Origin of the sequence: Acidithiobacillus thiooxidans ATCC 19377 (genome assembly GCF_009662475.1) — a bacterium.
In the GTDB taxonomy this organism is placed as follows: domain Bacteria; phylum Pseudomonadota; class Gammaproteobacteria; order Acidithiobacillales; family Acidithiobacillaceae; genus Acidithiobacillus; species Acidithiobacillus thiooxidans.
This window is the reverse complement of the sequence record NZ_CP045571.1, coordinates 81873-106646: the sequence shown is the minus strand read 5'-3', so window position 1 is coordinate 106646 and position 24774 is coordinate 81873. Positions and strand designations below refer to the sequence as shown.

Genomic DNA, 24774 nt, shown 5'->3' with positions numbered 1-24774 from the left:
GTCATGGGTAGGCTAGCTCGGCATCCACTACCAGAAGAAATATGTTCCCAGATTTGACCGGAGTTAGACGCAGTCATAACATACTGATTAGGCGGTTAGCCTGACAGGAACTGACCATGAATACCGACAGTACCCATAAAACGACCCCCTGCGTCCGTAAAAAAACGCTACCGAATCGGAACCATCGGGTCAGTGTGCGGGTGTCCGATGCCGCATGGCAAGCCTTGCAGGCTGCAAGCCTTGCAACAGTTGAATATTCACTTTGGGACCGCTCTGAATGACACCATTGAGACTCTGGCGATGGATGCGGAGTTCCGTATTTTGCTGGAGGAAGGGCGGGAAGATGATCTCGAAACCGGATAACTCCCCGTATGGCGCAGCCAAACCCGCGCACAGCTTCCATCCAGGTCCGGACCGCATCTGGTGACGACGACATCCGCAGGACCCGAAGGTGCCGCAACAGTTGCATTCTCCGAACAGGACACGCTGCGCCTGAAACAGCTTGGGACTACCCTCCGCCCGCGTCTGGCGCAACTGACCGAAGATCTGTACAACCACATACAAAGCCAACTCGAAACATCAAACCTGCCCGGCGACGCAGATCAGGCTGCCCGTTTGCGGGCCATGCAAAAAGACTGGCTGGAGAAACTGCTTGCCGGTCCCTATGATGGCGCTTTTTGGGATACCCAGCGGCATATGGGAGAGCGGCATATCGAGTTGACCATCCCTTTGCCACAAATCTGGGCTACTTTCACTTTTCTGCGCACGTCTCTTACCGGTGAAGCCATTCGTGCGGCGGTGACGGAACAGACCGACCCGGTAGCCGGGATCACGCCCCTGCTACGTTTGCTGGACGCCTGCCAATATGTGATGAGCACGGCCTATGAACGCAAACGCCTACACGATGCCATTCTGGCGCTGCGTCAACTGGCCCGGGTCTATGATCTGGAGGCATTTTTCCATGAAGCCGCGAAACAGGCCATTATGGAGGCCCAGGCCGACGGTGCCGGTCTACTCTGTCAAGAGGACGGGCACCAACTCCAGTATCGTTTTTTTCACGGTCTGCCAGCCTCCTACCAGGCTTTTGCCCGCTGGTCATTCCCGGATCACCTGGGCACATCCGGTGCCGCCTTGCAGCGGGGAGAGCCGGTTTATGTCTCCGACTACCCCCAGTCCATTTACGCCATGCCCGAATTTGTTGATGCCGGTCTGCAGGGTAGTCTGGCCATCCCCATACCCGGCCCAGAAGGCCTTCAGGGCGTTTTGGCGATCTCCTGGTTTCAGAGCCAACCGCCAGTACGTATTCCGGAAGATCGCTGGGATCACCTGCGCCTCATCACCGACCTGCTGGGGGCCAATCTGCACCGCGAAAAACTCGAAATGCGCATGGAAGGACTCGCCACCCGGGATATGCTGACGGGTCTACCCAACCGCCGCGTGGTCACTGAACGGATCACGACCGCCATGGCCCGCGCGGAACGCCACCAGTGTTTATTTGCCCTGCTCTTTCTGGATCTGGATGGCTTCAAACCTATCAATGATCGCCTCGGGCATCATGTCGGCGATGAAACCCTCCAGCAGGTCGCGCACGATTTACGCAGCGCCTTGCGCGGCGAAGACAGTGTCTTGCGCTATGCGGGCGATGAATTCATGGTGCTCGCGCAAGATATGACCCACATCAGCGAAGTGGAGGCCATCGCCCAAAGAATGGTGGAAACCGTACACCGGGATGTCCATAAGGGGGAACTCACTCTGCCGCTCAGCGCGAGCATCGGGGTCAGCGTCTATCCTTTCGATGACGGAAGTGCCGAAGAAATCGTCCATCATGCCGATCTCGCCATGTATGCCGCCAAGCAGGCCGGCGGCGATCAATGGCAGTTTTACGATAATGATATTGGCGAGGCTCTGGCCGAAAGGCAAGCGCTCGTCCATGATTTACGGCATGCCCTTGACCGGGGGGAATTCCGCTTGCACTGGCAACCCATTGTCACTCTGTCCCCGCGCCAGATCAGCGGGGCTGAAGCGCTGTTGCGCTGGCAACATCCGACCCGAGGCTTGCTGAGTCCCGGGGAATTTCTGGAAATCCTGGAGTCTCTGCCCCTGATGCAGGCGGTCGGGCACTGGATCATCGAGACGGCCTGCGCTCAGGCCGCACAATGGCATCGCCAGGGGCACTGCCTGGATGTGCACATCAACCTCGCAGCCACACAACTCGAAGACAAGGCCTTACTGGGTTTTCTCAAAGACACTCTTCCAAGTCGGCCAAAGCATCCGGCACTTCTTTCAGGCCCTTCTGGCGATCTTGCGGCAGATCGGCGCCAAATTCATAGAGCAAGCCTCGGATCTGGTTCACCTGCATCGTGCGGACCTTGATGAGTTGCTCCCGGATACGGTGGAGCGACAGGATGGATTGCTGCTCTTCACTCTTGACCGCCACAAAGCGCATATCGGGCCGCTGTACGGTTTCCCAGATGGCTGCTGCATCCGCTGCATCGGTCTTGTTGGTCTTCACGAAAGGCCGCACAAATTGCGCCGCTACCAGACGGACCTCATGACCGAGCTTGCGTAATTCCCGGCCCCAATAATGCGCACTGCCACAGGCTTCCATGGCCACGATACTCGGTTGCCGATTGGCAAAAAACTCCAGAAGTGCCCGACGCTTCATCTGTTTGCGATGAATCTCACCGGTCTCCATGTCTATCCAGTGCAGCTGCATGACCCTTTTTGCCAAATCCAGTCCATAAGTTGTAATCTGCATGACGAGCCCTCCTTGTCCTTACCGTGGATAAATTTCCACCTTGGCACCTTGATGCCGTCCGGATCAAGCGGGGACTCCCTTCCGAAGCACCCCGCTGCCGGTCCTGTAGGGGGAGGCATCCATGCCATCTATAAGGGTCTACCAGACACGCCTGATCCCGCGTCAATCAGCATCCCTGCATCTCATGAGGACATCATTCCCCGCATCATCGCAGGCATGCCCTCTTTGACAAAGCGCGTAATTTCACGCGCGTGGGCATGAATCACCTGGATCATTTCCGGATCTGATGATGTTTCTGTCACCGCCACCCCATCCTTGAGATAGTCCAGTTTTCGCTGGTATAGCGTTGGATGAGCAAACATGACGGGAACGCTTCGACTGGCCGGATAGGGAAAAGGTTGGTCTTCCGCCAGGCGCTGATACATCTGGGTCACATGTGCCTGGAGTAATGCAACCGTATGTGGCACGGCTGAAATCGTGACCGCGTGTATCCCATTGGGCAAAAAAGTTACTTTGCGATGCACCTCTGCATGCACCTGGAACAACTCCATCCCGGTACGCATGGGTCCACGATTCTCCGGTGACATCATGGCACGCATGCCTTCGTGGTCATGGTCATTACCCTCCATCATGTTTCCCATCATGCTGCCCATACCAGAAGCATTAGCCCGGTCTGCCTGTACATAACCTGCTATAGCCAGTGCCGACAATATCGACTTCAACAACTGTCTTCTGTCCATGACATTTCTCCTTTTCTGAGTATTACCGCAATCTTAGACGACGCCGTTGCCATAAGGCATATAGAGCAGGGATAACGAGCAAGGCTAGCAGCGTTGCGCTCAACATGCCGCCGATAATAGGTGCTGCAATCCGTTTCATCATATCAGCGCCTGTGCCCTCGCTGAGCATGATGGGCAGCAGTCCCACAACGACCAAGGTAAACGTCATGACCAGCGGACGCAGGCGAAGCATACTCCCCTCCATAATCGCCAGCTGCAGATCGTGCCAGTTTTGCAAGGCATCGCGGGCCCGCCGATGCTGCAGAGCCTGGTCCAGATAAAGGAGCATGACTACCCCAAATTCGACGGCCACACCGGCGAGAGCGATGAAGCCCACGACCACCGCTACCGAGAGCTTGTAATGAAGTACATAAACCAGCCAGAGGCCACCTACCAGAGAGAATGGTAAAGTGACCAGGACAATAGCCACCTCGACCACATTACGAAAATTGAGATAGAGCAGTAAGGCAATCAGTAACAAAACCATCGGCACGACAATCTGCAAACGCTGATTGGCGCGATGCATACTCTGATATTCGCCGACCCAGTTTATGGTATATCCCGGTGGCAGATGGACCTGATGCGCGAGCATCCGTTTCGCCCTGGCCACATAAGTGCCAATACTCGTCCCCGGTTTCAGATCAATGGTGACCCAACTGTTCAGTTGGCTATCATCACTGGTGAGCATGGCTGGCCCATTGACCATGTCTACCTGCGCCAACTGTGCGAGGGGAATCTGCGCACCATTGGGCGCTGTCACACGACTGTCCATCAGCGCTGAAAGTGATTGCCGACGATCGCGAGGATAGCGCAAATCCACCGGAAAACGTTGCACACCCTCTACGGCCGTAGTCAGAACTTTACCGCCGATAGCCGTTTCCACCAGCCGGTTCACGTCGGCCACTGAAATGCCATAGCGGGCGGCGGCGGCCCGATCCGTATGGACGACGATATAACGGCCGCCGGTTACTCTGGCGGCATATGCGGTCTGGGTACCGGACACTTTTTGGAGCACTGCTTGGACTTTCTGCCCCAGAAGACTCAAGGTGGCCAAATTCTGTCCCGTAATCTTGAGGCCGAGAGGGGTTTGCAGTCCGGTCGTCAACATGTCCACCCGCCCCTTGATGGGTTGTGTCCAGTTATTACTCAGACCGGGAATCTGCAAGGCCTGATTCAGCTGGTCACGCAGTTTGTTCATGCTGATGTGAGCGGGCCAATGATCGGGCTGTTTAAGGGTGACCACGGTATCAAACATGGAAATGGGTGACTGATCGGTGGCGGTCTGCGCCCGTCCCGCTTCTCCAAAAACGGTTTTCACTTCTGGAAAGGTTTTGATAATGCGATCCGTCAACTGCAAAAGCGCCGCAGATTCACCGTAAGAAATGGCAGGATTCTGGGCAACGGGCATATACAGCAGCGTCCCTTCATCCAGGGGCGGCATGAGCTGGGTACCCAGTCTTTGCCAGGGATAAACGAGCGTCGCAGCCACCAGTACGGCCCCGATAACGACCATCCAAGGGGCTTGCAATACGCCGTGTATGACAGGACGATACCACCTCGCCAACACCCGGTTTAAAGGATTCTTTCGTTCAACGGGAATCTTCCCCCGAATAAACCAGGCCATCAGGACGGGCACCAGTGTGATAGCGAGAATGGCGGCGGCGGCAATTGCAAAGGTTTTGGTAAAAGCGAGCGGCGCAAACAATTTACCTTCCTGTCCACTCAGCGCAAAGATGGGCAGAAAGGAAACCGCGATAATCAGTAAGGAAAAAAACAGCGCGGGGCCAACTTCCATCGCCGCTATCCCGGCAGTCTGCCAAGGATTGAGGGCTTCTCCTTTCTCCATATGTTTATGCATGTTCTCGATCATTACCACGGGCGCATCGACCATAATGCCAATCGCAATGGCGATTCCCCCAAGAGACATGATATTCGCCGGTATATCGAGAGCATACATCACGATAAAAGCGCCAAGTATACCGATCGGCAATGCAATCAGGACCACCAGCGCCGAACGGATCCGTAATAAAAACAGCAAAGTCACCAGCAGGACGGCTACACACTCTTCCAGCAGTTTGCCACTGAGCGTCTGAATGCTGCGTTGAATCAGGGGGCGCTGGCTGTAAGTGGTCACTACCTTCACTCCAGCCGGCAGCGAGGCCTGCAAGCTTTTAAGTTTTTGTTGAATCTTTTGTATCAGGGCATTGGCGTTTCCCCCCTGATTCATCATGACAATGCCACCGACCACTTGACTCTGACCATTCAGTTCGGCAATACCACTGGGTAGAACCGGGCCTAATTGTACCCGTGCCACTTGCTGCAGTGTCACGGGCACGCCGTCGCGCACACCAAGCGGGGTCTGTTGTAAATCTTTCAATGAGTGAATGTAGCCGGAGGTGCGCACTATGTAGCGCGACTCTCCCATGTCCACAACGGAACCACTGGTTTCGCCATTGGCCGCACGAATAGCCGCTTCGACCTGTGGCAGGGTGAGGTTGTAGGCCAGCAGACGATTAGGGAAGACAACCACCTGATACTCCTGCTCCATCCCGCCCACCGTCGCGACCTGGGCCACACCGGGAATACCTTGCAAGGCAAATTTCAGAAACCAGTTTTGCAAGGTAGTAAGTTGTGCAAGGTTCAGTGAACCACCGGGATCAGTGAGGGCATATTCATAAATCCAATCCACCCCCGAGCTATTCGGCCCCAGAGCTGGGGTTACCCCGGCTGGTAACTGACCCTGGGCCTGGTTGAGATATTGCAGGACCAGATTCCGTGCCTGATAAATCGGGGTCCCCCCTTTGAACAGCACGTAAACATAGGAATCCCCGAACATGGAATAGCCACGTACGGCTTTGGTACCGGGCACTTCCTGCAAAGTCGTTTCGAGGGGATAGGTGATTTGATCCTGAATGATTTGTGGAGCCTGTCCCGGATAAGAGGTTTTGACAATGACCTGGGTCGGCGAAATATCAGGAAGCGCTTCCAGTGGAATGCTCAGGATGGAGAGGACGCCTGCAACGATCACGACCAAGCTGGCAATGACCACCAACAATGGGTTGTTGAGACACCAACGCATCACGGCCTTAATCATGGCTTTTGCCTCCCATATTCATGTTGGTCATGGACGCTGGAGTAGATTTTTTGGGTTTTTTCGATACAGGCGTTGACCGGTTCTTTGCCACAACGGGCGACGCAGAATCCACTCGGGCAGTATTAGCGCCCAACATGCGCGCCCGTACGGATTGGAATTGAGATTCGGAATAGAGCAGGAACTGCGCACTTTCCACAACCCGATCGCCTGGTCGGAGGCCCTTTGGGATAGCTACCCATCCCCGGTACGCTGGCCCTAAGCGGACTTGTACCGGTAGGAAATGCCCATGACCCTCGCCGAGCATCACGAAATCGCCCTGAGAGCTATGCAGTACGGCGCTGCTTGGTACGGCCAGCGACTTCTCAGGGCGGGCTAAAATAGTGGCATCCGCGTAGGTGCCGGGGCGGAGCTTCCCCTCCGGATTGGGAACGCTCAGGCGTGCTGTAACCGTCCGGTTTTGGGCATTCAGCGTCGGATACAGGAAGCTCAAAGACCCTTTCCAGCGCTCCTCCGGGTAAGCAGGTAAATGCAGGCGGGCAGAGTCACCCGTCTGTATCCAGGGTAACTGATAGGTGTAGAGCGCCACGTTCACCCAAACCCGGTCGAGATTGGCAATTTGATAAAGTTCGGTCTGCGGTGCGATATAGCTGCCCTGATGCACGTTGAGCTTCTCGATGACGCCAGAAGCCGGCGCCCTTAATGCGACATCCCGCTCAGCATGACCGTGCAGGGCGAGTGCAGTAATCTCGTTTCTGGACATCCCGAGTAATTGCAATTTCGTCCGAGCAGCCGCCAGCAGGGCGGGATCTGCCGTTCGTCCCTGTTGGCGCCGCGCAATGAGATACTCCTGCTGGGCACTGTATAATGCCGGAGAATAAATCTCGGCAAGCACCTGACCGCGTTGCACCGTGTCCCCCACCGCCCTGACACGCAACTGTTCCACCCAACCGGAGAAGCGCGGGTTCACTGAATATACCCGGTTTTCGTCTACGGCCACGGTTCCTACGGTGTGAATGGTATGACCCATCTGCCGTTCCTGAACCTGCACAAGACGGACCCCCAGGTTTTGCGCCATCTGTGAATTGATATGCAATCCCGAGGGCTTTTGTGCATTGGTACCGGGAGCGTAGACCGGGATATAGGCCATGCCCATGTTGTCTTTCATCGGGTGATTCGAATGAATCTTGGGATTCATGGGGGAAGCCCAATAGAGAATATGGCGCTGGTCGGTGCTGTTGTTCGGGGAAGGCCGTTGGCTTTTGGTGAGATTCGGCACGGCACTGGGCGTTCGTAACCACCAAGCCCCGCCGGCACCCAAGGCTACACCCAGCGCAAGGAGACCCACAGGGAGGGTCCATTGACGGAATTTCATGACGTTGTCCTCCCTTGCGTGGTGAGGAAATCCAGCTCCGCGACGCTCAGAGCGAGATCACGGCGGTACTGCAGACGGGTCAGCGCATAGCGCAATACCGCATTTTGGGTGCGCAACACTGCATCCATGTGGGCCTGTCCCGAGGTGTAAGCAGCGAGTGTCGCTGAAAATGCCTGCTGTGCCCTGGGCACTAGACGCTCATCGGTCCGTGTCCATTCTTTTTTCAGCGCAGTATAACGGGCGAATGTGCTGCGCAGCTGCTGGATCAGCGCTAAATGCTGGTCGTCAAAACGATATTGGGCCTGCAGCGCCCGCGCTCGGGCGGCGTCCACATTCTGATCCTGCCGGTCTTCCGGAAAGATGGGCAGGCTCAGGTTGACGCCCACAGACAACCAGTTCGGACTGCCCGGATAGAAATCCTGACCATAGGCAGCACTGACGGTAACATTGGGCCAATAGCTCCGTTGAGCGACTTGTACCCCGATTTGCGCAGCGCGCGATTGCGCCTGTGCAGAGCGCAAGAGAGGCTGCCCCAAAAGACGGGTTTCTGCGGTTCGCAAGGTTTTGGGCGACGGGAGATGCGGCCATCGGTTTTGTATGGAAGGTGGCTGCGATAGATTCAGGATCTGGGCAATTTGTGCAAGATAGTGCGTTCGTTCGGCTTGTAATTTGCTGATGTCATTCGCTAGATCGTCTCGTGCCAGTTGGGCCCGGAGGACATTGGCCTCCGATCCCCGTGCGGATCGATAGAGCGCTAGTGCGGCCCGCACGCTCTCGGCTTGCAACTGTTCCTGATGCCGGACCGTCATTATGGCTTTGTCGGTATAGAGCGCTTGCAGCCAGGCGCGGCGTAACAACAACACCAATTCGGCGGACTGGCCTTGCAGGGTGTCAGTGGCTGCTGCAGCTTCCACGCGCGTTTGCCGGCCTTCCAGCCCCAGTTTACCGAAAGAGGGAAAAGTCTGACTCAACCCCACACTCAGCATACTCATCTGCTGCTGGTTCATGGAGAAACTGTTGAGGGGTAAATTTTCAGCACCCAGAGACAGATGCGGATCAGGCAACTGGGCTACGGATACGGCCTGATGTTTTAGTTCTACAATTTTTTGGGTCAGTGCGCCGAGCCCCGGGTTCTGACGCAAGGCAATGGTTTGCGCGTTCTGCAAACTTAACGGATCAGCGCAGGCTGTGGTCGTTGAACAGCAAAGCACTATCCCGGCCAAGAGCCTTATTCTGTTTTTGGCTAATAATCGCTCGAATAGATTGACATCCATGAAAATCTCCATAGCAAATCAATGACATTATCTCCTTTGAAAAAAGGAGTGCCCACTTGCTGAGGAGAACTTAAAGGGTCAATCGTATGTGAAGAAGCGGTGGAGGATGGTAAGAGGATTCAGGGAGGAAAAAACTGGGACGATCCTTCGCGACAAACTGAGAGCGGGTCCATGTCACAGAACCAATCCACATGGGAGTCTGCACAGAGATTCCAGAAAAGCGCAATCCGCCTGGCGCATGCGTCTCTGCGCAGAGCGCCATGCACTGACTACTCATCGCTTCGGAATGGGGATTCATCAGCATCATGCCCATGCCCATGCCCATGCCCATGCCAGGATTACCCTGGCAACAAGGCATGTTCGCCATCGACATGCCCATCATGGACATCCCGTGCATTTCAACACAGGATATACCCTGTGGCATCGCCACCGCAGCATTGCTCATCCAGGTTCCAATAAGGAACAAGGACAATATTGCCAGCGAACGAAAGTAGCGGCGAAGTTTTAACATAACTCGACCAGAAGATCTCAATCAGAGTAACTACTCTGACAACATTTTTTAAAAATGTAAAACAGAGCGCATGGAGGGCGTTGTGAGGAAATGGTCAAACTCGCTTCTCCTCAGTTTTAAGTCGAAAATGTTTTCGGAATTGTATTGGTCAGTCAGTGACAGAACGTGCAGTCCTAAACACAAAAAACACTCTTGACCTTGTAGTTGGCCTTAACGTTTATCATGGACCGATGGCGGTGGTAGATAGCTTTTACAGGAACCCCCTGTAATGAGGTAATCCACTAAACGTTGCGGGTATCACCGTGAGGGGGCATGTTTATGGATGAAAAAACTCGTGGACAGCTTGAGATTGGCATAGACGGGATGACCTGCGCCTCTTGTAGCGCTAGGGTGGAGCGGGCATTGGGAAAGCTGCCCGGAGTCACCTCGGCCAGTGTAAACCTGGCGACCGAGCGCGCCGAAGTATTTTTCGACCCACAGCAACTCAATGCCGCCCGCATTGCCGGAGCGATCCGCGAGACCGGCTACACACCGGTGACCGATGAGATTGATCTTGTGGTGGAGGGCATGACCTGCGCTTCCTGTGTGGGTCGCGTAGAGCGTGCACTCAGAAAGCAATCTGGTGTGCTGGAGGCTGTGGTGAATCTGGCTACCGAGCGTGCGCATGTACGCTACATCCCAGCCATGATCAGTACGGAGGAGTTAGCCAGCATTGTAAGCGCGGCGGGTTACGCCGCGCATCCTGTTCAGGAAGACGAGGGACAGGATGGCAATGAGACAGACCAGCGCCGTGCGAGTTTGCGCGCCATGGGCCGTGATGTCATCGTCGCTGCAGTGCTGGCTATGGCGATTCTGGTGTTGTCCATGGGTGCCTCCTTCTTCCCCGCTTTTGACCGCGCCCTAATGGTCACCAGCCCTTTTGCACATTTCTGGGAGTGGGTGCAGTTTGTGCTTGCCAGTATCGTGTTGTTCGGTCCCGGTAGGCGGTTTTTTAGGCCAGGACTGATCGCCTACCGTCACCTGTCGCCAGACATGAATTCCCTGGTGGCCACCGGCACGGGTGCCGCGTGGGCTTACAGCGCATTGGTGTTAGTAGCACCCGCGTGGTTTCCGCTCGATGCACGACATGTGTATTTCGATTCAGCCGCAGTCGTTATCGCAGCCGTACTCGCTGGCAAGTACCTGGAGGGGTTAGCCAAGGGCCGCACCTCATCGGCCATTCGCAAGTTGGCTGGCTTGCAGGCAAAGACCGCGCATAGGTTGGATACAAACGGTATTGAGCACGAGGTACCAATATCGCGACTGCGCACTGGCGAGCGCATCGTAGTGCGCCCTGGCGAACGCATTCCAGTGGACGGACGCGTAGTCGAGAGGCGCGCACATGTAGACGAGGCTATGCTGACCGGCGAACCACTGCCTTCGGTCAAGACCATGGATGACAACGTAGTGGGTGGCACCATCTGCCAGGATGGGCGATTGGTCGTAGAGGCCACCTCCGTCGGGCATGATACGGTTCTGGCCCATATCATCCATCTGGTTGAGAGCGCCCAGACTGGCAAACTTCCAATTCAGGGGCTGACCGATCGCGCGGTCCGGGTGTTCACTCCGGTCGTATTGGCCATTGCGCTGGCAACTTTTGGCGTCTGGATCGTCTTGACAGGCAATGTCAGCATCGCACTGGTCGCGGCAGTCGCCGTGCTGGTGGTGGCTTGCCCCTGTGCCATGGGATTGGCAACACCAGCGGCGATCATGGTGGGCACCGGACGCGCGGCGGAACTCGGCGTGCTGTTTCGCAAAGGCGAGGCTCTGGAGACGCTATCGCATGTCGACACACTGCTATTTGACAAGACCGGCACGTTGACCGAAGGTCGTCCTGCCCTCGTTGATCAGGGTGGTTCCGATCCCGCTAAAGCACTGCGTCTGGCTGCAGCGCTGGAATTGGCTTCCGAACATCCGCTCGGGCGGGCTATTGTCACTGCGGCCGACGAGCGCGATATGCACTTGCCTACGGGCAAAAATTTCCGCTCTATTGCCGGCTATGGGATCGAAGGTGAAGTGGAAGGCCGTATGGTGCGTGTTGGCGCCCGACGTTTTATGGAGCGCGAAAATGTGCTGTTGGGGGATAGTGCCGAGACTGCGGCACAAAGAGAGAATGGCGGGCGCACAGTGGTGTTCGTCGCGATCGACGCAACGCTGATCGGGTGGCTCGCCATTGCCGATCGCATCAAACCGGAGGCGTATGCGGTTGTACAGGCATTACGCGCGCGTGGGCTGCAGGTGGCCATGGTCACTGGCGATGGGCGGGCTACCGCTCAGTCTGTTGCCAGGCAATTACATATCGAGCAGGTGCATGCCGAGGTGCTGCCTCAGGATAAGGCGAAAGTCGTCTCCCAATTGCAGGAACAGGGCCGCCGGGTCGCCTTCGTCGGCGATGGTATCAATGACGCTCCAGCTCTTGCACAGGCCCATGTCGGTATTGCACTGGCTTCAGGCACGGACATCGCTATCGAAGCCGCAGACGTGACCCTCACGCGCGGGCAACTCGGCGAAGTGGTCACGGCACTGACGGCAGCACGACGCACCCTGAGTAATATCCGTGGCAATCTGTTCTGGGCCTTTTTCTACAATATTCTACTGATCCCTGTCGCGGCTGGCGTGGCCGTGCCTATCGGCATTCATCTGAATCCGATGGTAGCTGGCGTAGCCATGGGGCTGTCCTCCATCTTCGTGCTCAGCAACAGCTTACGCCTTAAACGGCTCAAGGCTTATGTACCAACGGTAACGCCGGGTGCTGTACAGAATACCGCACTCAAACCTGCTCATTCCTGAGCGATTTGTTCAAACGAGGAGAAACCATATGGGTCAGTTCGTTTTCAGCGTACCCGCCAAGGGCGATTTTGATACCACCGTAGAGCTGGTTGAACCGAGGCCCTCAAGGTGGAAGGCTTTGGTGTGCTCACCACGATTGACGTCGCCGCGACGCTCAAGGCCAAACTGGGCATTGATGAGCGGCCTTTGTCATTCTCGGTGCTTGCAACCCGTCCTACGCTCATCAGGCGTTGGAGGCCGATCCCGACATCGGTGCCTTGCTGCCCTGCAACGTGGTGGTGCGCACCGAAGCCGATGGCAGCGTGGTATTCATGGATCCCGCCGCCGTACTTGGCATGGTGGACAAGCCGCAAATTGCCAAGCTCGGCATCGAGGTGCGCGACAAACTCCAGCGTGTAGCTGATGCTATGCGCGGTTGAATAATATCTATACGAGTTTATTGAATAGCCCTTTTACCTCATTTCCAACAGGAGAAAACCCATGAGCGATATCCATCTGAAGATCACTGGCATGACTTGTGAACACTGCGTGCGTGCCGTAGCGAAGGCGCTGGAAGGCGTGCCCGGCGTGGAAAAGGCGGATGTCACGCTGGAGCCAGGAGAAGCCGTAGTGCACGGTAAGGCCGACACTACCGCATTGACCGCAGCGGTCAAGGAAGAAGGCTATGTTGCGGAGGTGCAGGGCTGAAGCCCTGCACGCCGATCCGCAATGTATGATCCCGTGTTGCTTTACACGAGTCCCGGCTGCCCCGACTGCGCTGCCGTGCGCCGTTACCTCGAAGAACACCATGTCGCATATGAGGAACGTGACGTGACGGCTCCCGGCGTGGCTGAGGAAGCCAAATCACGCTATGGGGTGCGGGTCGCGCCAATCACGGTGATCGGCTGCGAGGCTGTATGGGGAACATTTGCTCATCAAAAGCCACGACTTGATGAGCTGCTGACCAAGCCCTAACGAATAAGATTAGATCGTGCGAAACCACGATCTAACCCGTTTGTTTGTCGATCAGCGTCATTGGTTAACCATCTTTCAGCATCAGGTTTACCACCCCATATCGTGGAATATGAATCTTTATCTCTTTGAAATGTTTTGCATATTATCAAAATACTGATGTTTTATGGATGAGCAATCCAGCCGATTTCTGCTGAAAACTGATAAATCTCAGGCGCAGTTGGAGGATACAAATAAAGTTGGCAAGAGGGCACCACACCCTCCAAAGTTCTTTTTGATTATGCCGCAAATAGAGGTGATCTTTGCAGCCAACCATTCAAACAGCGCTTGACAATCTCGTATAACATCAATGCGATCTGTGCACTAAAAAACATGGTAGCTCCCTTTACACAAGCTTGCTAAACATGATGTTGATGGGCTTGTCCAAGGTGATCTGGCAGGCATGGTTGCCGATCTGAAAAAATCCAGTAGCGAAAGAAAAGGATCCGTTCACAAGAATTCGATCGGCTTCCTTAAGAAGCCATTGTAGGCAAATCCCGATGGCAGTATTGCGATCGTAACCCAGGCCACGCCTGTTCCAACTTGCTTGCGCCAATGGAACACCCCGATATCCCAGATCGAAGAAGCGTTCTAAAAAAAGAGTACGCAGCGAGTCATGGCCCATAATGTTTACAAGAAAACTAATAATTTCTTTTCCAGACAAGACCGCTGGTGGAAGCAGCCGCACCGCACACGGCGGCAAAAACGACCGCATGGATTCGCCATAAACTACCCCGTGTATCAGATCCTCATCGATCATTTGTTCGTAATCCGACCGGGGATCGGATCCAGTGCGAGTACTCAGCTGAATAAGCGCCATCGCCTCGTTTCGATGACCGCTCGGGGGAAAGCCGGAGACATAGTGATCCAGAATGTCATGTACCAGCACAGAAGTGTTTATCCTCTCACCAGGGCTGGGGGTGGAAGCAATTATTTCTGGATCGTCGAGCGCTATGTCCAGCTTCCAGCCCCGCGCGCCAAATCCATCCGGCCATTCACTTCGATAGGTGACGCGGACAACAACATTGGGGCTCTGGAAGAGTCTCATGACACCCTCCTGTCCTTATCCCAAATCAGCTGTAGTAAGCGTGAATCACCGACGTTGCTGGCGACCGGGCATTGCGCGCAGCCAAGATATGTCGGCGGATTTTCGCAACCAAAACATTGTTTCACGAGTCGAGTTGTCTTGGCAATTTCTTCCAGCACGAGCTCGCATTCCTTCTTTTTCCATTCCGTACTTCGCTGCAATGCTTCAAGCAAGTCGAATACTTTATGACTCGCCTGATGCCCGGTCTGACTGCAGGAACGAATGGTTGCTAGTTCGGCGATGTCCCGCAGCGCGACACCCAGAGCAGCCAAGCGCTGAACTACGCGGATGATCTGAATATCATCATTTGTGTACAGACGCACACCTTTTGCCGTCTTCACCGGTGCCAGGATTCCCTGCTCCTCATAGAAACGAAGCGTACGGGTTGAGGTGCTGAGCAGACTTGCTGCCTCACCAATCTTCAAAGGCTTCATCTTCTTAGCCTGAGTTAAATCTTGACTGTTGCCCAGCTTCATTGGCCTACAATCCTATCAACTGAGCCTGATGACCGCTCTTCAAAACACCTTGCAGCAGATCCTTTGACGATGTGATGTTCGGTTGATACTGCACAACAACCAGATGTTCCTGTTTGGGATCGAAGCTCACTTGGATAACCCCTGGAATTTCACGCAGACAAGTCAATAGAGGACCTGAAGCGCCTTCATCCAATGCGCTGTTAACGTGGATCACGACTTCAACTTGGGATGCAATCATCGGTATAACTCCTATTATTGTGTGAAGCTAATAACATCACATGCGCCGCTCTAGCAGCCCGTCGCAGCTCTTTTTTGAGATTATGCAATTTATTAACGTTAACGTTAACGTTAACATATTATAATCAGGTGCCATCAGTCAACTGCAAATAACTGTCCAAATCCACCGTGAAGAGTCGTGACTAAAAAGTTGCTTAGCGCCCTTTCACAAGGACGGGCACTCCCTGCATTCAATATTTATTGGTGCTGAAAGGCCAGATCCGGGTGCAACGGATTTCTGCAGGCGGGCACGAAATCGTCTTGTACCGCATTGGCCCCGGAGAATCTTGCATTCTCATTACTGCTTGCCTGTTCAGTTATCGTCCCGTTCATAGGTGGTCCTCCTCTTTGCTGTGATCACAACCCAATCCTGGCTCGGCTTTTTTTAACGACTCACGAATACGTTCTTTAGCCTCGTGGCTCAGGTGATAGGTGTTCCATTGATGAGCGACCAGGTGAAAAACTTGGTCTATCCAACCGATTTGTCGGGCATAGTTGCGACAGGAGACACAGAAAAAAAGATGTATTTTGAGTGCCCAGCGTTCGCGAAAGGGCAATGTGTGTTCCTGACCTTTAGACAGGAGTCTTGAGGCATCCTGGCAAGTCAGCATAAAACGCTTTTTCAATGTTGTTCTCCTCCTGCAAATCGAAATTCCAGGCAGCGACTGATTTGGAGTCGTGCGCGATGGAGTAAAACAGAGAGATGATTGGCGGTGACAGCCAGCGTTTTTGCACAAAGTGCAATCTCTTCGCCATACCATTCGCGCAACATAAATGCAGAACGCTGCTGCTCTGGAAGCTCATTTAAACAGCCTTGAATAATGCGCATAAAGTCTTTAGATTCCGCAGCCTCTTGTGGGTCACGACCCCATGCGCCGGGTTTGCTGGCCCAAGTACCATTACTTTGAAACGCCGATGCCTCAATGTCCGAATCCTGATCATCGACTTCCAGATTACTGATTTTCGGGGTCCGCGCGTTCCGACGATAATAATCCTGAATTTTATGTTCCAAAATACCATAGAGCCAAGTGCGCTCCTGCGCTTCCCCGGAAAATTTTTCACGACATTGCCATGCCGCCAATAGAGCTTCTTGCACAAGATCTTCTGCCACTTCGGCACTGCTTGTTCTAAAAAGTGCCCGTCGGTAGAGGCCGTCACCATATTGATCCAACCATTGTTCAGGATGACAGGCGCGGGGCGACTGATCTTCTGGGGTATTTTTTTGGGTATTCACATTGTTTTTGTCATTCAAGACCAGACCCCGTCCATAGAAATCATCCATGCCCAAATGGGCACAAGCAAACAAAAGCGCTCTTTACATTGCCATTTCCTGAAAAAGCATTCTCTACCCCGGCAACAAATTTTCGGTGGCCATTTCTGGTGAGGAATAACCCAGCGTCCCAGCGTCCCTGTAATACTCACCGTAAATGCGGTAGCAGTCCGGAAAGCTGTTTTTCAGAAATCATTCCGGGGATGCTGCCAATATGGCCATTTTTGAGACGATACAACATGGCGGGCGTGCCATTGAAACCCAATGCACCCATCATTTCCAGATTATGCTTGAGATCTTCAGTTGTTTTTGCTGTGGGCGTGGCTTTGGGAAGGCTGCGATAGTCACCGCTCTGTAACGCCGGACCAACAATGGATTCAAAATGTTTCAACGTTGCCAGAGGATGGGAAGATTGCAGCCAAGCGGCGGCTTCTGCCGGGCTTTGCGGCGTCAGGAAGGCCACGGGGACATAACGGACGGTCAATTTTCCGGCCTTGATCAAGGGGGCCTCATGATTGTACATCACATGGCAGTAAGGACAATTGGGATCCTGAAAATCATAAATGATGGGACCGTGGTGGCCTTCCTGAATATAAGTGAGGTGATGCGCCAGAATATGCTTCCAAAGAACATTCGCCGTCAGTTTTTTGGGCGGTACCGCTGTAGCCGTTCCCGTGGCTGTCTGAGCTTCAGCGAAAGTCATGCCAAAAAGTAATAGACTACTGCCGAATAGCCCGATTCCCAGCCATTTCAGCCAGCGGGTTCTCATCCTGTTTTCCATGTCGCGCTATTCTCCTGGTAGATTGATTATTTCAGATTCGGAATAATTGTCAGCAGTTCCCCGCGAGACACCATGCCGGGCATTAATCCCGTCGTGCCATTTTTGCGTTCATACAAAATGGCGGGCACGCCCATGGAGTGGGCACTTTGCAGTACAGCCATGTTCACTTTTAAAGCGTGAAGCGTCTGTGGAAGTGCTTTGGCTTGCGGCAGACCAACAGGCCCCTGGGGTCCCATAGGTGCCGCGAAACTCTTGGCAGCCAATCCCTCAAAATGTTGCAGCGCCTGGACCCGATGCGGGGATTGCAGAATCGCGGCAGCTTCAGATGTGCTACTGGGCAGCAGATAGGCGACCGGCACATAACGCACGGAGAGTTTTCCGGCTTTGATTAGCGGTTGTTCCTCATCGTACATACCGTGGCAATAAGGACAATTCGGATCAAAAAAATCATAAATGACCGGTCCTTTATGCCCTTCCTGGATATAGGTCAGTCGCTGGCCGATGTCCTTCCAATAATTGTTCTGAGCCATTTTGGGTAAAGGCGGAAGTTCTGTGGCTGCCAGGGCAGATCCTATGCCCAAGATGCCGATCAGCATGCCGGTTAAAACGGTCAGTCTTGTGTTGCAGTTCATAGCGATCTCCTCAATTATTTTCTATAACATCAACGATCAGGCATCGTATGGCCCAGCTTCTGCCGCAGGTGCTGCAGGAGCGTTTCGGGTCCTTCATAGCCTTCATATTGGGCAACCAGATGCCCTTGCGCATTGACCAGCAATACTGCCGGTGGCCCAAATAACTGGAAACGATGAAGCAGGTGGCGCGATGCGGCATCACTTGCTGTCACATTCACCCGAATCAGCATGAGTGGTTGCAAGGCCTTTTCTACACGGGGATTGTCATAGGTTTCGACATCCATACGCTGGCACTCTACACACCAGGTTGCCCAGAAATCCACCAATACCGGGTGCCCTTTTGCTGCGGCCAAAGCCGATTGCAGCTGGGGAAGGCTGCGAACCACGGTAAACTGGAGGGGATGATGCTTTTGAAGTGCATGGTTCTGTAGAGGGGCGACTGAAACCTCTTTTGCCACGAAAGGTGCCAAAGGTTCAAGCACCAGGGAAGCACCCGCCGAGGCACCGACTCCGAGAACCACACCATAGACAACAGCCAGTATGCCGAGTCCCTGGAAGAATCGGGGCCATCCCCCGGAATTGGCTGCAAACGCCCCCAGAAAAATACCTGAGAGGATGGCGAGCGCTGACCATAAGGCCAGCGTAACCGGTCCCGGCACAATTCGTGATAGGAACCAGATGGCCACTCCCAGCAGAACCACGCCAAAGACGGCCTTTACGCCATTCATCCATGTGCCGGCTTTGGGCAGAAAATGTCCGGCAGAAGTCCCGATGATCAGCAGGGGGACGCCCATGCCCAACCCCAGAAGGAACAGGGCCAGTCCCCCCAGAACTACGTTGCCGGTGTGGGCAATGAACAGCAGAGCCCCCGCTAAAGGGGCCGCGACACAAGGGCCGACGATCAGGGCGGACAGCACACCCATCACGAAGGCGCTGAAAAAGTGTCCACCCTTCCCGTAACGGGACAGGCGCGATTGTAAGGCATTGGGCATCTGCAATTCGTAGAAGCCGAACATGGAGAGCGCCAGTACGACAAACAATGCACTGAATCCACTGAGCACCCAGGGATTTTGAAAAAAGGCCTGCAGATAGGATCCGGTGATCGCTGCAAGAACCCCGGCAACCGTATAGGCCAATGACATACCCAGCACGTAGGCCAGAGAAATCCAGAATGCATGCCTTCTGGACTGCTTCACGGTCAACTGAGTGTTCCCCTGACCGACCACCAGGGAGGACAGAATGGGAATCATGGGGAAAATGCAGGGTGTGAAGGCTAGTCCAAGGCCCGCCAGAAAGAAAAGCAGTAGCGTTAAGAGGACTTGTCCACCGGCTAATCCTGCTGCGAACTGCCCATATTGACCGGCCACCACTGAAGGTTGAACCGGCTTCTGCAGAGCAGGATGCGTGTCGGCCAAAGCCGGAGCATGCCGTACGGTGCTGGCAATAATTCCCGTCGGGCTTAGCGTATAGCTTTTCGTGATGATCGGGTAGCAGACACCGGCATTGGCACATCCCTGAAAACTGCTGGTGACTCGAAGTTGCTTGGGGGGCGTGCCCGTAAAATGTACGGGCACCCGAATCGTGGTGGTATCTCCCTCATAAACAGCCAGGGTTCCGACCCCTGGTATGTTCATCGGTTTGCCCGGTGGCAGGGTATAAGGTGCCAAATGGGCAGAACGGGGGCTCACCTGTAAAGTGATCCGATTGCGGTAGAGGTGATAATGAGGCGCGGCGATCCACTGGAGGACCAGGGTGTCGTTTGGGGCCATGCGCGCCTTAAAGCGGAAGGCTTTGGCCGGTGCTAGTGTAGTGTTGCATTCTTGGTGAACCTTAAGGTTAATGATGATAAAATAGCTCCATGTTGAGGGTATGAATGGAGTCGAGCCTTGCGAGTTGCGCCCACAGTCACTTTAACCAGCGAAGAGCGGTCCGAGTTGTCCCGTATAGTCGCCTCCCGATTAAGCAGTGTCCGCTTGTCATTACGGGCACGGATGATATTGCTGGCGGCAGAGGGCTTGCAGAACAAAGAAATTGCGGAGCGCCTGGGGGTGGATCGCCTGCAAGTCGCACGTTGGCGCAAGCGTTATCTGGAACACCGCTTGTCGGGCATTGAACGCGATTTACCGCGCGGCGCCCCTCCGGTGAAAGTGGATGTGGCCCGTCTGGTAGAATTGACCACGCAGAGTAAGCCGGAAGCGATGACGCATTGGAGTACGCGTAGGATGGCGGCAGAACTGGGTGTCAGTGCCGCCAGTGTGTCACGGCATTGGCGCAAGCATGGCCTCAAGCCTCATCTGCTGCGTGGTTTCAAGGTGTCACGTGACCCGCATTTTGTGGAAAAGCTGGAAGATATTGTGGGGTTGTATATGTCTCCCCCGGAGCATGCCTTGGTGCTCTGCGTGGATGAAAAAAGTCAGGTACAGGCCCTGGACCGGACCCAACCGGGACTCCCCCTCAAAAAGGGCCGCGCAGAAACGATGACCCACGACTACAAACGTAATGGCACTACGACCTTGTTTGCCGCCCTCAACGTGCTGGATGGTCAGGTCATCGGACAGTGTCAACAGCGCCATACCCATGTGGAATGGCTGAAGTTCCTGAAGAAAATTGATCGGCAGACGCCCAGGGACAAGGCTCTGCATCTGATTGCCGACAACTATGCGACCCATAAACACCCGGTAGTACAGGCGTGGCTCGACAAGCACCCGCGTATTCACATGCACTTCACGCCCACTTCGGCATCCTGGCTCAACATGGTCGAGCGTTTCTTTCGGGATATCACGACCCAGCGGTTACGTCGTGGGGTGTTCACCAGTGTGCCTGAACTCATCCAGGCCATTGAGGGGTACATCGACCACCACAACACCCATCCCAAACCTTTCATCTGGACCAAAACCGCCCGCGACATCCTGCAAAAAGTCATTCGCGCCAACAGCCATTTAAGCAGCAAACAGAATGCAACACTACACTAGAAATGGTGAGCGATGCACGCTATTGGTGGACGACATCAATGACGAAGCGCTGAGGCTTGTCACTGGAACCACTGTACCGGCAAAGGCAGAAGTAGATAGCATCAGCAGCAATGCGATGAGCGGTGCCCACAGCCCAAAAAAGGAATTTCCCGCTAGTCTGATGAGATGATCTCCTCGTTCCTGATAAGTGCGGCGTAAAACTGGATGCTTCATTCGTGTTCGCTACCTCAGTGCTGTTGTTGTAAAACCCCATCACCGACTGCTGTTTCCCAGTACAACATGGGGTCACAGTCCGGTTCAACTGTTCGGGCGGCAGCAGCGGCCTGATCGGGTGGATGTCCTTCCAGTAAGGCCCGATACCAGGCCGCCTCGCTTGGGGACAAGCTGCGCATTAGTACGTTTTCCTGTGGGCGCACAACCAGGACGCTATCACCACCAAGTGCATCCAAATCCAGCGTACCTTCCGCATCGGGGTGCTGGCACAGTTGCCAGAGCGCCATTAACGGATAGCTCGACTCCACCAAGCGCAGGGAAGCATGTAATCCATGACCAAGAAAGTATTCTGCTGTAGAGTAAGCTTCATGACTGGCCCATTCCAGCCGTGCCATATCGGGTAAATAGACTATCTCCCGGGTGAGTGGATGGTGGGCGAGAAAGGCAGGCATGTGCTCGCCATAGGCATTGCGGTCGCCAGACAAAGAGGGAATGGAGCGGCCGTAGGAATAGGCGATTTCACGAAAACAATCCTCTCCAATCAGCACGAAGATCGCACCGTAAACATTTTTGAGGCTTTCGTTGAAGCCTTCCAGAATATTGTTGCGATAAATGGCAGTTGCAACAGCCGCAGAAATTGATCCGCTCAGTCCGGAAATAACACGGCCCTCTTCCGGTGACATGACGGCATTTACAAAGGATTTTTGCCAGTCCAGTGCGTCATCATTCATGGATATTCTCCAGGATATACTGGGCTTTCTGTGCCTCGCTCAACAAGACGTCAAGTGGCGGAATATTGGTATCCCATTCAATTAAAGTAGGCACCCTGCGTCCGAGGATGTGCAAGGCACGACGATAAAGAGACCAGACCTCAGGCCAGACTGCCTGACTGTGGGTATCAATGAGTACTTCCTGACCCAACGCGGTTTCCACCGAAAACCCGGCCAGATGAATCTCCTGGACCGCATCCGCTTTGAGGTTTACCAAATACTCATCACTGTGGATTCCAAGATTCCGGCTGCTGACGTACAGATTATTGATATCCAGCAATAACCCGCATCCCGTACGCCGTACCAGGGCATTTAAAAAAGCCCATTCCGTCATCTGATCATCGGCAAAATGTAGATAGGCCGAAACATTTTCGATCAGAATTTGTCGTCGAAGAACATTTTGCACTTGATCAATCCGATCACTGACATGCTGCAGCATATCTTCGGTATAAGGTATGGGTAATAAATCGTGAAGATAACGCCCCTCCGATGCCACCCAGCAGAGATGTTCGGAAACCAGTCCCGGTTCATAACGGCTGATCACTTGCTGCAGTTGTTGGAGATGTTCCTTATTCAAAGGGTCCATACTCCCCAAAGACAGGCCGACGCCATGAAGGCTCAAGGGATAATGACGGCGCACCTGCTGCATCACCCGATGGGGCAAGCCTCCCGCAGCAAACAGATTTTCACTATGTGCCTCGACCCAGGCTGTTGGCGGTTTGCCGCTTTGGAAATCGGGATAATGGCAGGCACGTAGACCAATTCCTGCATCTACAGGAATCTCTCCATTGGATAAGCTGCTCGTGTGATTTGCCGTAGTGTCCTGGATCATGAACTTGTTCTCCTGGCTACCAAAATGCTCAAAAATGGTTTTTTCAGCATTCTGCATATATGCCGAGGCCAGAAAGACCTCGGCACCCCTAGTTATTTCTTAGCGGGGGTCTTTCCGGGGGTCAGGCTGCTACCCACGATTTTCAGGCAAACCCCTTTGGGTACGGCCAGCCAGGCATCCGGATTACCATTGGTTTTTGCGGAACCACGCGTAACACCACCTATGGACATGCACTGGTTTTGATGCGCACGGGCAATGCCGTAACACTTGACATAGCCCTGTGGCATCATTCCGGCCATCGCAGTCCCGGCAAAACCCACTCCAGCCATAGCGACAGCCCCAGCAAATAGTGCGCGCTGGAAAGTATGTTTGCGATTTATCATTTCCTTACTCATGATTAACTCCTTTTTCATAACAACCATGTGGTTTTCCCCAAAGGGAAATATGTCTTACACCCCAATGGTGCGAGACAATGCTTGATCAGACAGCTTTATGGACGGCAGGTGGCGTACGTTTCCAGATATGACTCAAACCATAATCCAAAGAAAAGAGGCCAGGACCATAAACCGTCGTAAAAAGCAGGAAAATGCCCCAAGGCACCTGATCCATCATTCCGGCAGCACCCATTTGCGGATAAGAAAGCACCGTAATGATGTTGTAGATGAATAAAAAACCGGCAGCAAAACGACCCGCCAGACCCAACGCCAACAGTATGGGAAAAAAGATTTCAATGCCCGTACCCAGATAGGCTGCCCACACGGGAGGAAGCAATGGCACGTGATACATATATCTGAATAGGGCGACAGTAGCTGTCATGCTTTGCAGTTTGACCATGCCTGCCATCCAGAATATCCGCGCCACCCAAAGTCGTGCCGCCAGATCTGCCACGGGTGCGAGATAATGCAACCAGTGCACAATACTTTCGTACCATTTTTCCATTTTATGGAAAGCAATAGAGCAAGTAGCCATGCAAATTCCTCCTGATGAAAACTGATCGTTTTTCATAGCTCACCCGCTGCTTGTTGATCCATTAGCGCAAAAGCGGAATGCATGAATAGCTAGCGGTGGGTGATCTGGTCTTATTTGCCAGGCGTCAGACTACCTCCGACTATTTTTTGACATAGTCCCTGTGGGATCAGCAGAAAGGAATACTTGCCCCCATTATGGATAGATTGGCCTGCACAGGAATGGGTGGTGGTGGCGCAATCATTCATGTGTGCTCGGGCAATACCGTAACATTTGACCCATGGGGCATGGCTCGCGAATGCTGGAGTTGTCGCCCCGACAGTCCCGGCAAGAGCTAACATGCCAGCCAAAATCAGTTGCTTAGACAGATGATGATCGTTATTTGTGGATTTCATTGTAGCCTCCTCTTAGAGATTGAAATAATGGCCCTCAATCACTTAGTCGTGGCTGTGCTGAAATTCTTACAGAGTTGCGGAATTAAATTTGTTCGGCTAGAGATCGGCGCCCCTTTATTTTTGCAGCCTTCGAGTCATTCACCGTCAAAAACACACGACTTCATCTGCCATACTGATCCAGCTGGACAGACCTTTCATGGAACTCCGGTTGACCCCAGCCAGTAATGTTTCTATGGCCTGTGCCTTTAAAGAGCTACCGCAGCACTGGACCTCCAGGCCCAATTCCAACAGTTCACCCAACAAAATGCGTACATTGTCGCGGGTTTTACCCCAGTCTCTCAGGATCAGCACGCCCTGACCGGCAAGAAACAAGCGAACGTCTTTGTTGTCTGCCAACATGGCGCCAGCGAGACGAACGGCCGTATCGGCACGAGGGTTCGCCTCATCAGGACCTGCATGCAGAATGATTAATGCTTGGCTCATGGGAGATATTCCTA

At 53.9% G+C, this 24774-nt stretch carries 27 protein-coding genes and 2 pseudogenes; 8 read left to right on the top strand and 21 right to left on the bottom strand.

All coding sequences use genetic code 11. From position 1 onward, the window contains the following. The first annotated feature begins 240 nt into the window (after positions 1-240). Both GCD22_RS18675 and GCD22_RS00520 read left to right on the top strand, forming a co-directional pair. Positions 241-363, top strand: a complete 123-nt coding sequence (locus tag GCD22_RS18675) for a hypothetical protein (RefSeq protein WP_272945094.1) — start codon at positions 241-243, stop codon at positions 361-363. A 60-nt stretch (positions 364-423) separates the two neighbouring features. Beyond that, positions 424-2205, top strand: a pseudogene (locus GCD22_RS00520) (diguanylate cyclase domain-containing protein); the annotation flags it as partial. A 37-nt stretch (positions 2206-2242) separates the two neighbouring features. Here GCD22_RS00520 and GCD22_RS18300 read toward each other — a convergent pair. From GCD22_RS18300 to GCD22_RS18110, 6 genes and pseudogenes are all read right to left on the bottom strand, one after another. Next, positions 2243-2758, bottom strand: a pseudogene (locus tag GCD22_RS18300) (IS110 family RNA-guided transposase); the annotation flags it as partial. A gap of 182 nt (positions 2759-2940) precedes the next feature. Continuing rightward, the gene (locus tag GCD22_RS00510) at positions 2941-3498 is read right to left on the bottom strand and encodes a hypothetical protein (protein WP_172437567.1); all 558 of its coding nucleotides are present in this window, start codon (positions 3496-3498) and stop codon (positions 2941-2943) included. Positions 3499-3520: 22 nt separating this feature from the next. After that, the gene (locus GCD22_RS00505) at positions 3521-6631 is read right to left on the bottom strand and encodes an efflux RND transporter permease subunit (protein ID WP_153940355.1); all 3111 of its coding nucleotides are present in this window, start codon (positions 6629-6631) and stop codon (positions 3521-3523) included. After that, positions 6624-8003: an efflux RND transporter periplasmic adaptor subunit gene (locus tag GCD22_RS00500; protein WP_153940354.1), complete on the bottom strand. Its 1380-nt coding sequence runs from the start codon at positions 8001-8003 to the stop codon at positions 6624-6626. Before GCD22_RS00500 ends, GCD22_RS00505 begins: the two co-directional genes overlap by 8 nt. Beyond that, on the bottom strand, positions 8000-9277 hold the full coding sequence (locus tag GCD22_RS00495) for a TolC family protein (RefSeq protein ID WP_153940353.1): 1278 nt from the start codon (positions 9275-9277) through the stop codon (positions 8000-8002). The genes GCD22_RS00500 and GCD22_RS00495 overlap by 4 nt, the downstream gene beginning before the upstream one ends. A gap of 70 nt (positions 9278-9347) precedes the next feature. Next, positions 9348-9722, bottom strand: coding sequence for a hypothetical protein (locus GCD22_RS18110; protein WP_153940352.1), 375 nt, complete (start codon positions 9720-9722; stop codon positions 9348-9350). Positions 9723-10106: 384 nt separating this feature from the next. On the opposite strand from GCD22_RS18110, the gene GCD22_RS00485 reads away from it, so the two are divergent. The 5 genes from GCD22_RS00485 to GCD22_RS00465 all read left to right on the top strand — a co-directional run bounded on the left by GCD22_RS00485 (position 10107) and on the right by GCD22_RS00465 (position 13899). Further along, a complete protein-coding gene (locus GCD22_RS00485; protein WP_153940351.1) occupies positions 10107-12617 on the top strand; it encodes a heavy metal translocating P-type ATPase in 2511 nt (836 codons plus the stop codon). A gap of 230 nt (positions 12618-12847) precedes the next feature. After that, positions 12848-13036 (top strand): DUF302 domain-containing protein, encoded by a 189-nt coding sequence (locus GCD22_RS18295; protein ID WP_244947552.1) that lies wholly within the window; start codon positions 12848-12850, stop codon positions 13034-13036. 61 nt (positions 13037-13097) lie between these two features. After that, a complete protein-coding gene (locus GCD22_RS00475) occupies positions 13098-13304 on the top strand; it encodes a CopZ family metallochaperone (RefSeq protein ID WP_153940350.1) in 207 nt (68 codons plus the stop codon). 21 nt (positions 13305-13325) lie between these two features. Beyond that, positions 13326-13571, top strand: coding sequence for a glutaredoxin family protein (locus GCD22_RS00470; protein WP_153940349.1), 246 nt, complete (start codon positions 13326-13328; stop codon positions 13569-13571). Positions 13572-13734: 163 nt separating this feature from the next. Beyond that, positions 13735-13899 (top strand): hypothetical protein, encoded by a 165-nt coding sequence (locus GCD22_RS00465; RefSeq protein WP_153940348.1) that lies wholly within the window; start codon positions 13735-13737, stop codon positions 13897-13899. Between the two features lie 54 nt (positions 13900-13953). Here GCD22_RS00465 and GCD22_RS00460 read toward each other — a convergent pair whose 3' ends face one another. From GCD22_RS00460 to dsbD, 9 genes are all read right to left on the bottom strand, one after another. Next, positions 13954-14655 carry a hypothetical protein gene (locus tag GCD22_RS00460; RefSeq protein WP_081577668.1) on the bottom strand — a complete coding sequence of 234 codons (702 nt, stop codon included), beginning with the start codon at positions 14653-14655 and terminating at the stop codon, positions 13954-13956. Next, complete coding sequence (locus GCD22_RS00455) at positions 14652-15170, bottom strand: MerR family transcriptional regulator (RefSeq protein WP_244947551.1); 519 nt, start codon at positions 15168-15170, stop codon at positions 14652-14654. Before GCD22_RS00455 ends, GCD22_RS00460 begins: the two co-directional genes overlap by 4 nt. Positions 15171-15174: 4 nt before the next feature. Next, positions 15175-15408: an ATP-binding protein gene (locus tag GCD22_RS00450; protein WP_153940347.1), complete on the bottom strand. Its 234-nt coding sequence runs from the start codon at positions 15406-15408 to the stop codon at positions 15175-15177. Positions 15409-15644: 236 nt separating this feature from the next. After that, positions 15645-15779, bottom strand: a complete 135-nt coding sequence (locus GCD22_RS18670) for a hypothetical protein (RefSeq protein ID WP_280527710.1) — start codon at positions 15777-15779, stop codon at positions 15645-15647. After that, complete coding sequence (locus GCD22_RS00445; RefSeq protein ID WP_211371681.1) at positions 15776-16072, bottom strand: zf-HC2 domain-containing protein; 297 nt, start codon at positions 16070-16072, stop codon at positions 15776-15778. Before GCD22_RS00445 ends, GCD22_RS18670 begins: the two co-directional genes overlap by 4 nt. Next, complete coding sequence (locus GCD22_RS00440; RefSeq protein WP_244947550.1) at positions 16069-16752, bottom strand: sigma-70 family RNA polymerase sigma factor; 684 nt, start codon at positions 16750-16752, stop codon at positions 16069-16071. The genes GCD22_RS00445 and GCD22_RS00440 overlap by 4 nt, the downstream gene beginning before the upstream one ends. A 112-nt stretch (positions 16753-16864) precedes the next feature. Next, complete coding sequence (locus tag GCD22_RS00435; RefSeq protein ID WP_153940346.1) at positions 16865-17497, bottom strand: thioredoxin fold domain-containing protein; 633 nt, start codon at positions 17495-17497, stop codon at positions 16865-16867. Between the two features lie 26 nt (positions 17498-17523). Next, positions 17524-18129, bottom strand: a complete 606-nt coding sequence (locus tag GCD22_RS00430; protein WP_244947549.1) for a thioredoxin fold domain-containing protein — start codon at positions 18127-18129, stop codon at positions 17524-17526. 29 nt (positions 18130-18158) lie between these two features. Further along, the gene (dsbD, locus tag GCD22_RS00425) at positions 18159-19976 is read right to left on the bottom strand and encodes a protein-disulfide reductase DsbD (protein WP_483396366.1); all 1818 of its coding nucleotides are present in this window, start codon (positions 19974-19976) and stop codon (positions 18159-18161) included. 39 nt (positions 19977-20015) lie between these two features. Between dsbD and GCD22_RS00420 the strand changes: the two genes are divergently transcribed. After that, positions 20016-21101, top strand: coding sequence for an IS630 family transposase (locus tag GCD22_RS00420; RefSeq protein WP_065972780.1), 1086 nt, complete (start codon positions 20016-20018; stop codon positions 21099-21101). Positions 21102-21328: 227 nt separating this feature from the next. Here the strand turns inward: GCD22_RS00420 and GCD22_RS00415 are convergent, their stop codons facing one another. From GCD22_RS00415 to GCD22_RS00390, 6 genes are all read right to left on the bottom strand, one after another. After that, positions 21329-22045, bottom strand: coding sequence for an HvfC/BufC N-terminal domain-containing protein (locus GCD22_RS00415; RefSeq protein WP_153940344.1), 717 nt, complete (start codon positions 22043-22045; stop codon positions 21329-21331). Further along, a complete protein-coding gene (gene bufB, locus GCD22_RS00410; protein ID WP_153940343.1) occupies positions 22038-22916 on the bottom strand; it encodes an MNIO family bufferin maturase in 879 nt (292 codons plus the stop codon). Before bufB ends, GCD22_RS00415 begins: the two co-directional genes overlap by 8 nt. Before the next feature lie 92 nt (positions 22917-23008). After that, a complete protein-coding gene (gene bufA1 / locus GCD22_RS18865; protein WP_404812587.1) occupies positions 23009-23146 on the bottom strand; it encodes a BufA1 family periplasmic bufferin-type metallophore in 138 nt (45 codons plus the stop codon). 250 nt (positions 23147-23396) lie between these two features. Continuing rightward, a complete protein-coding gene (locus GCD22_RS00400; protein WP_153940341.1) occupies positions 23397-23885 on the bottom strand; it encodes a DoxX family protein in 489 nt (162 codons plus the stop codon). A gap of 110 nt (positions 23886-23995) precedes the next feature. After that, positions 23996-24223: a BufA1 family periplasmic bufferin-type metallophore gene (gene bufA1 / locus GCD22_RS18665; RefSeq protein ID WP_226852311.1), complete on the bottom strand. Its 228-nt coding sequence runs from the start codon at positions 24221-24223 to the stop codon at positions 23996-23998. Between the two features lie 198 nt (positions 24224-24421). Beyond that, positions 24422-24760, bottom strand: coding sequence for a DsrE family protein (locus GCD22_RS00390; RefSeq protein ID WP_153940340.1), 339 nt, complete (start codon positions 24758-24760; stop codon positions 24422-24424). Between the last annotated feature and the right edge of the window lie 14 nt (positions 24761-24774).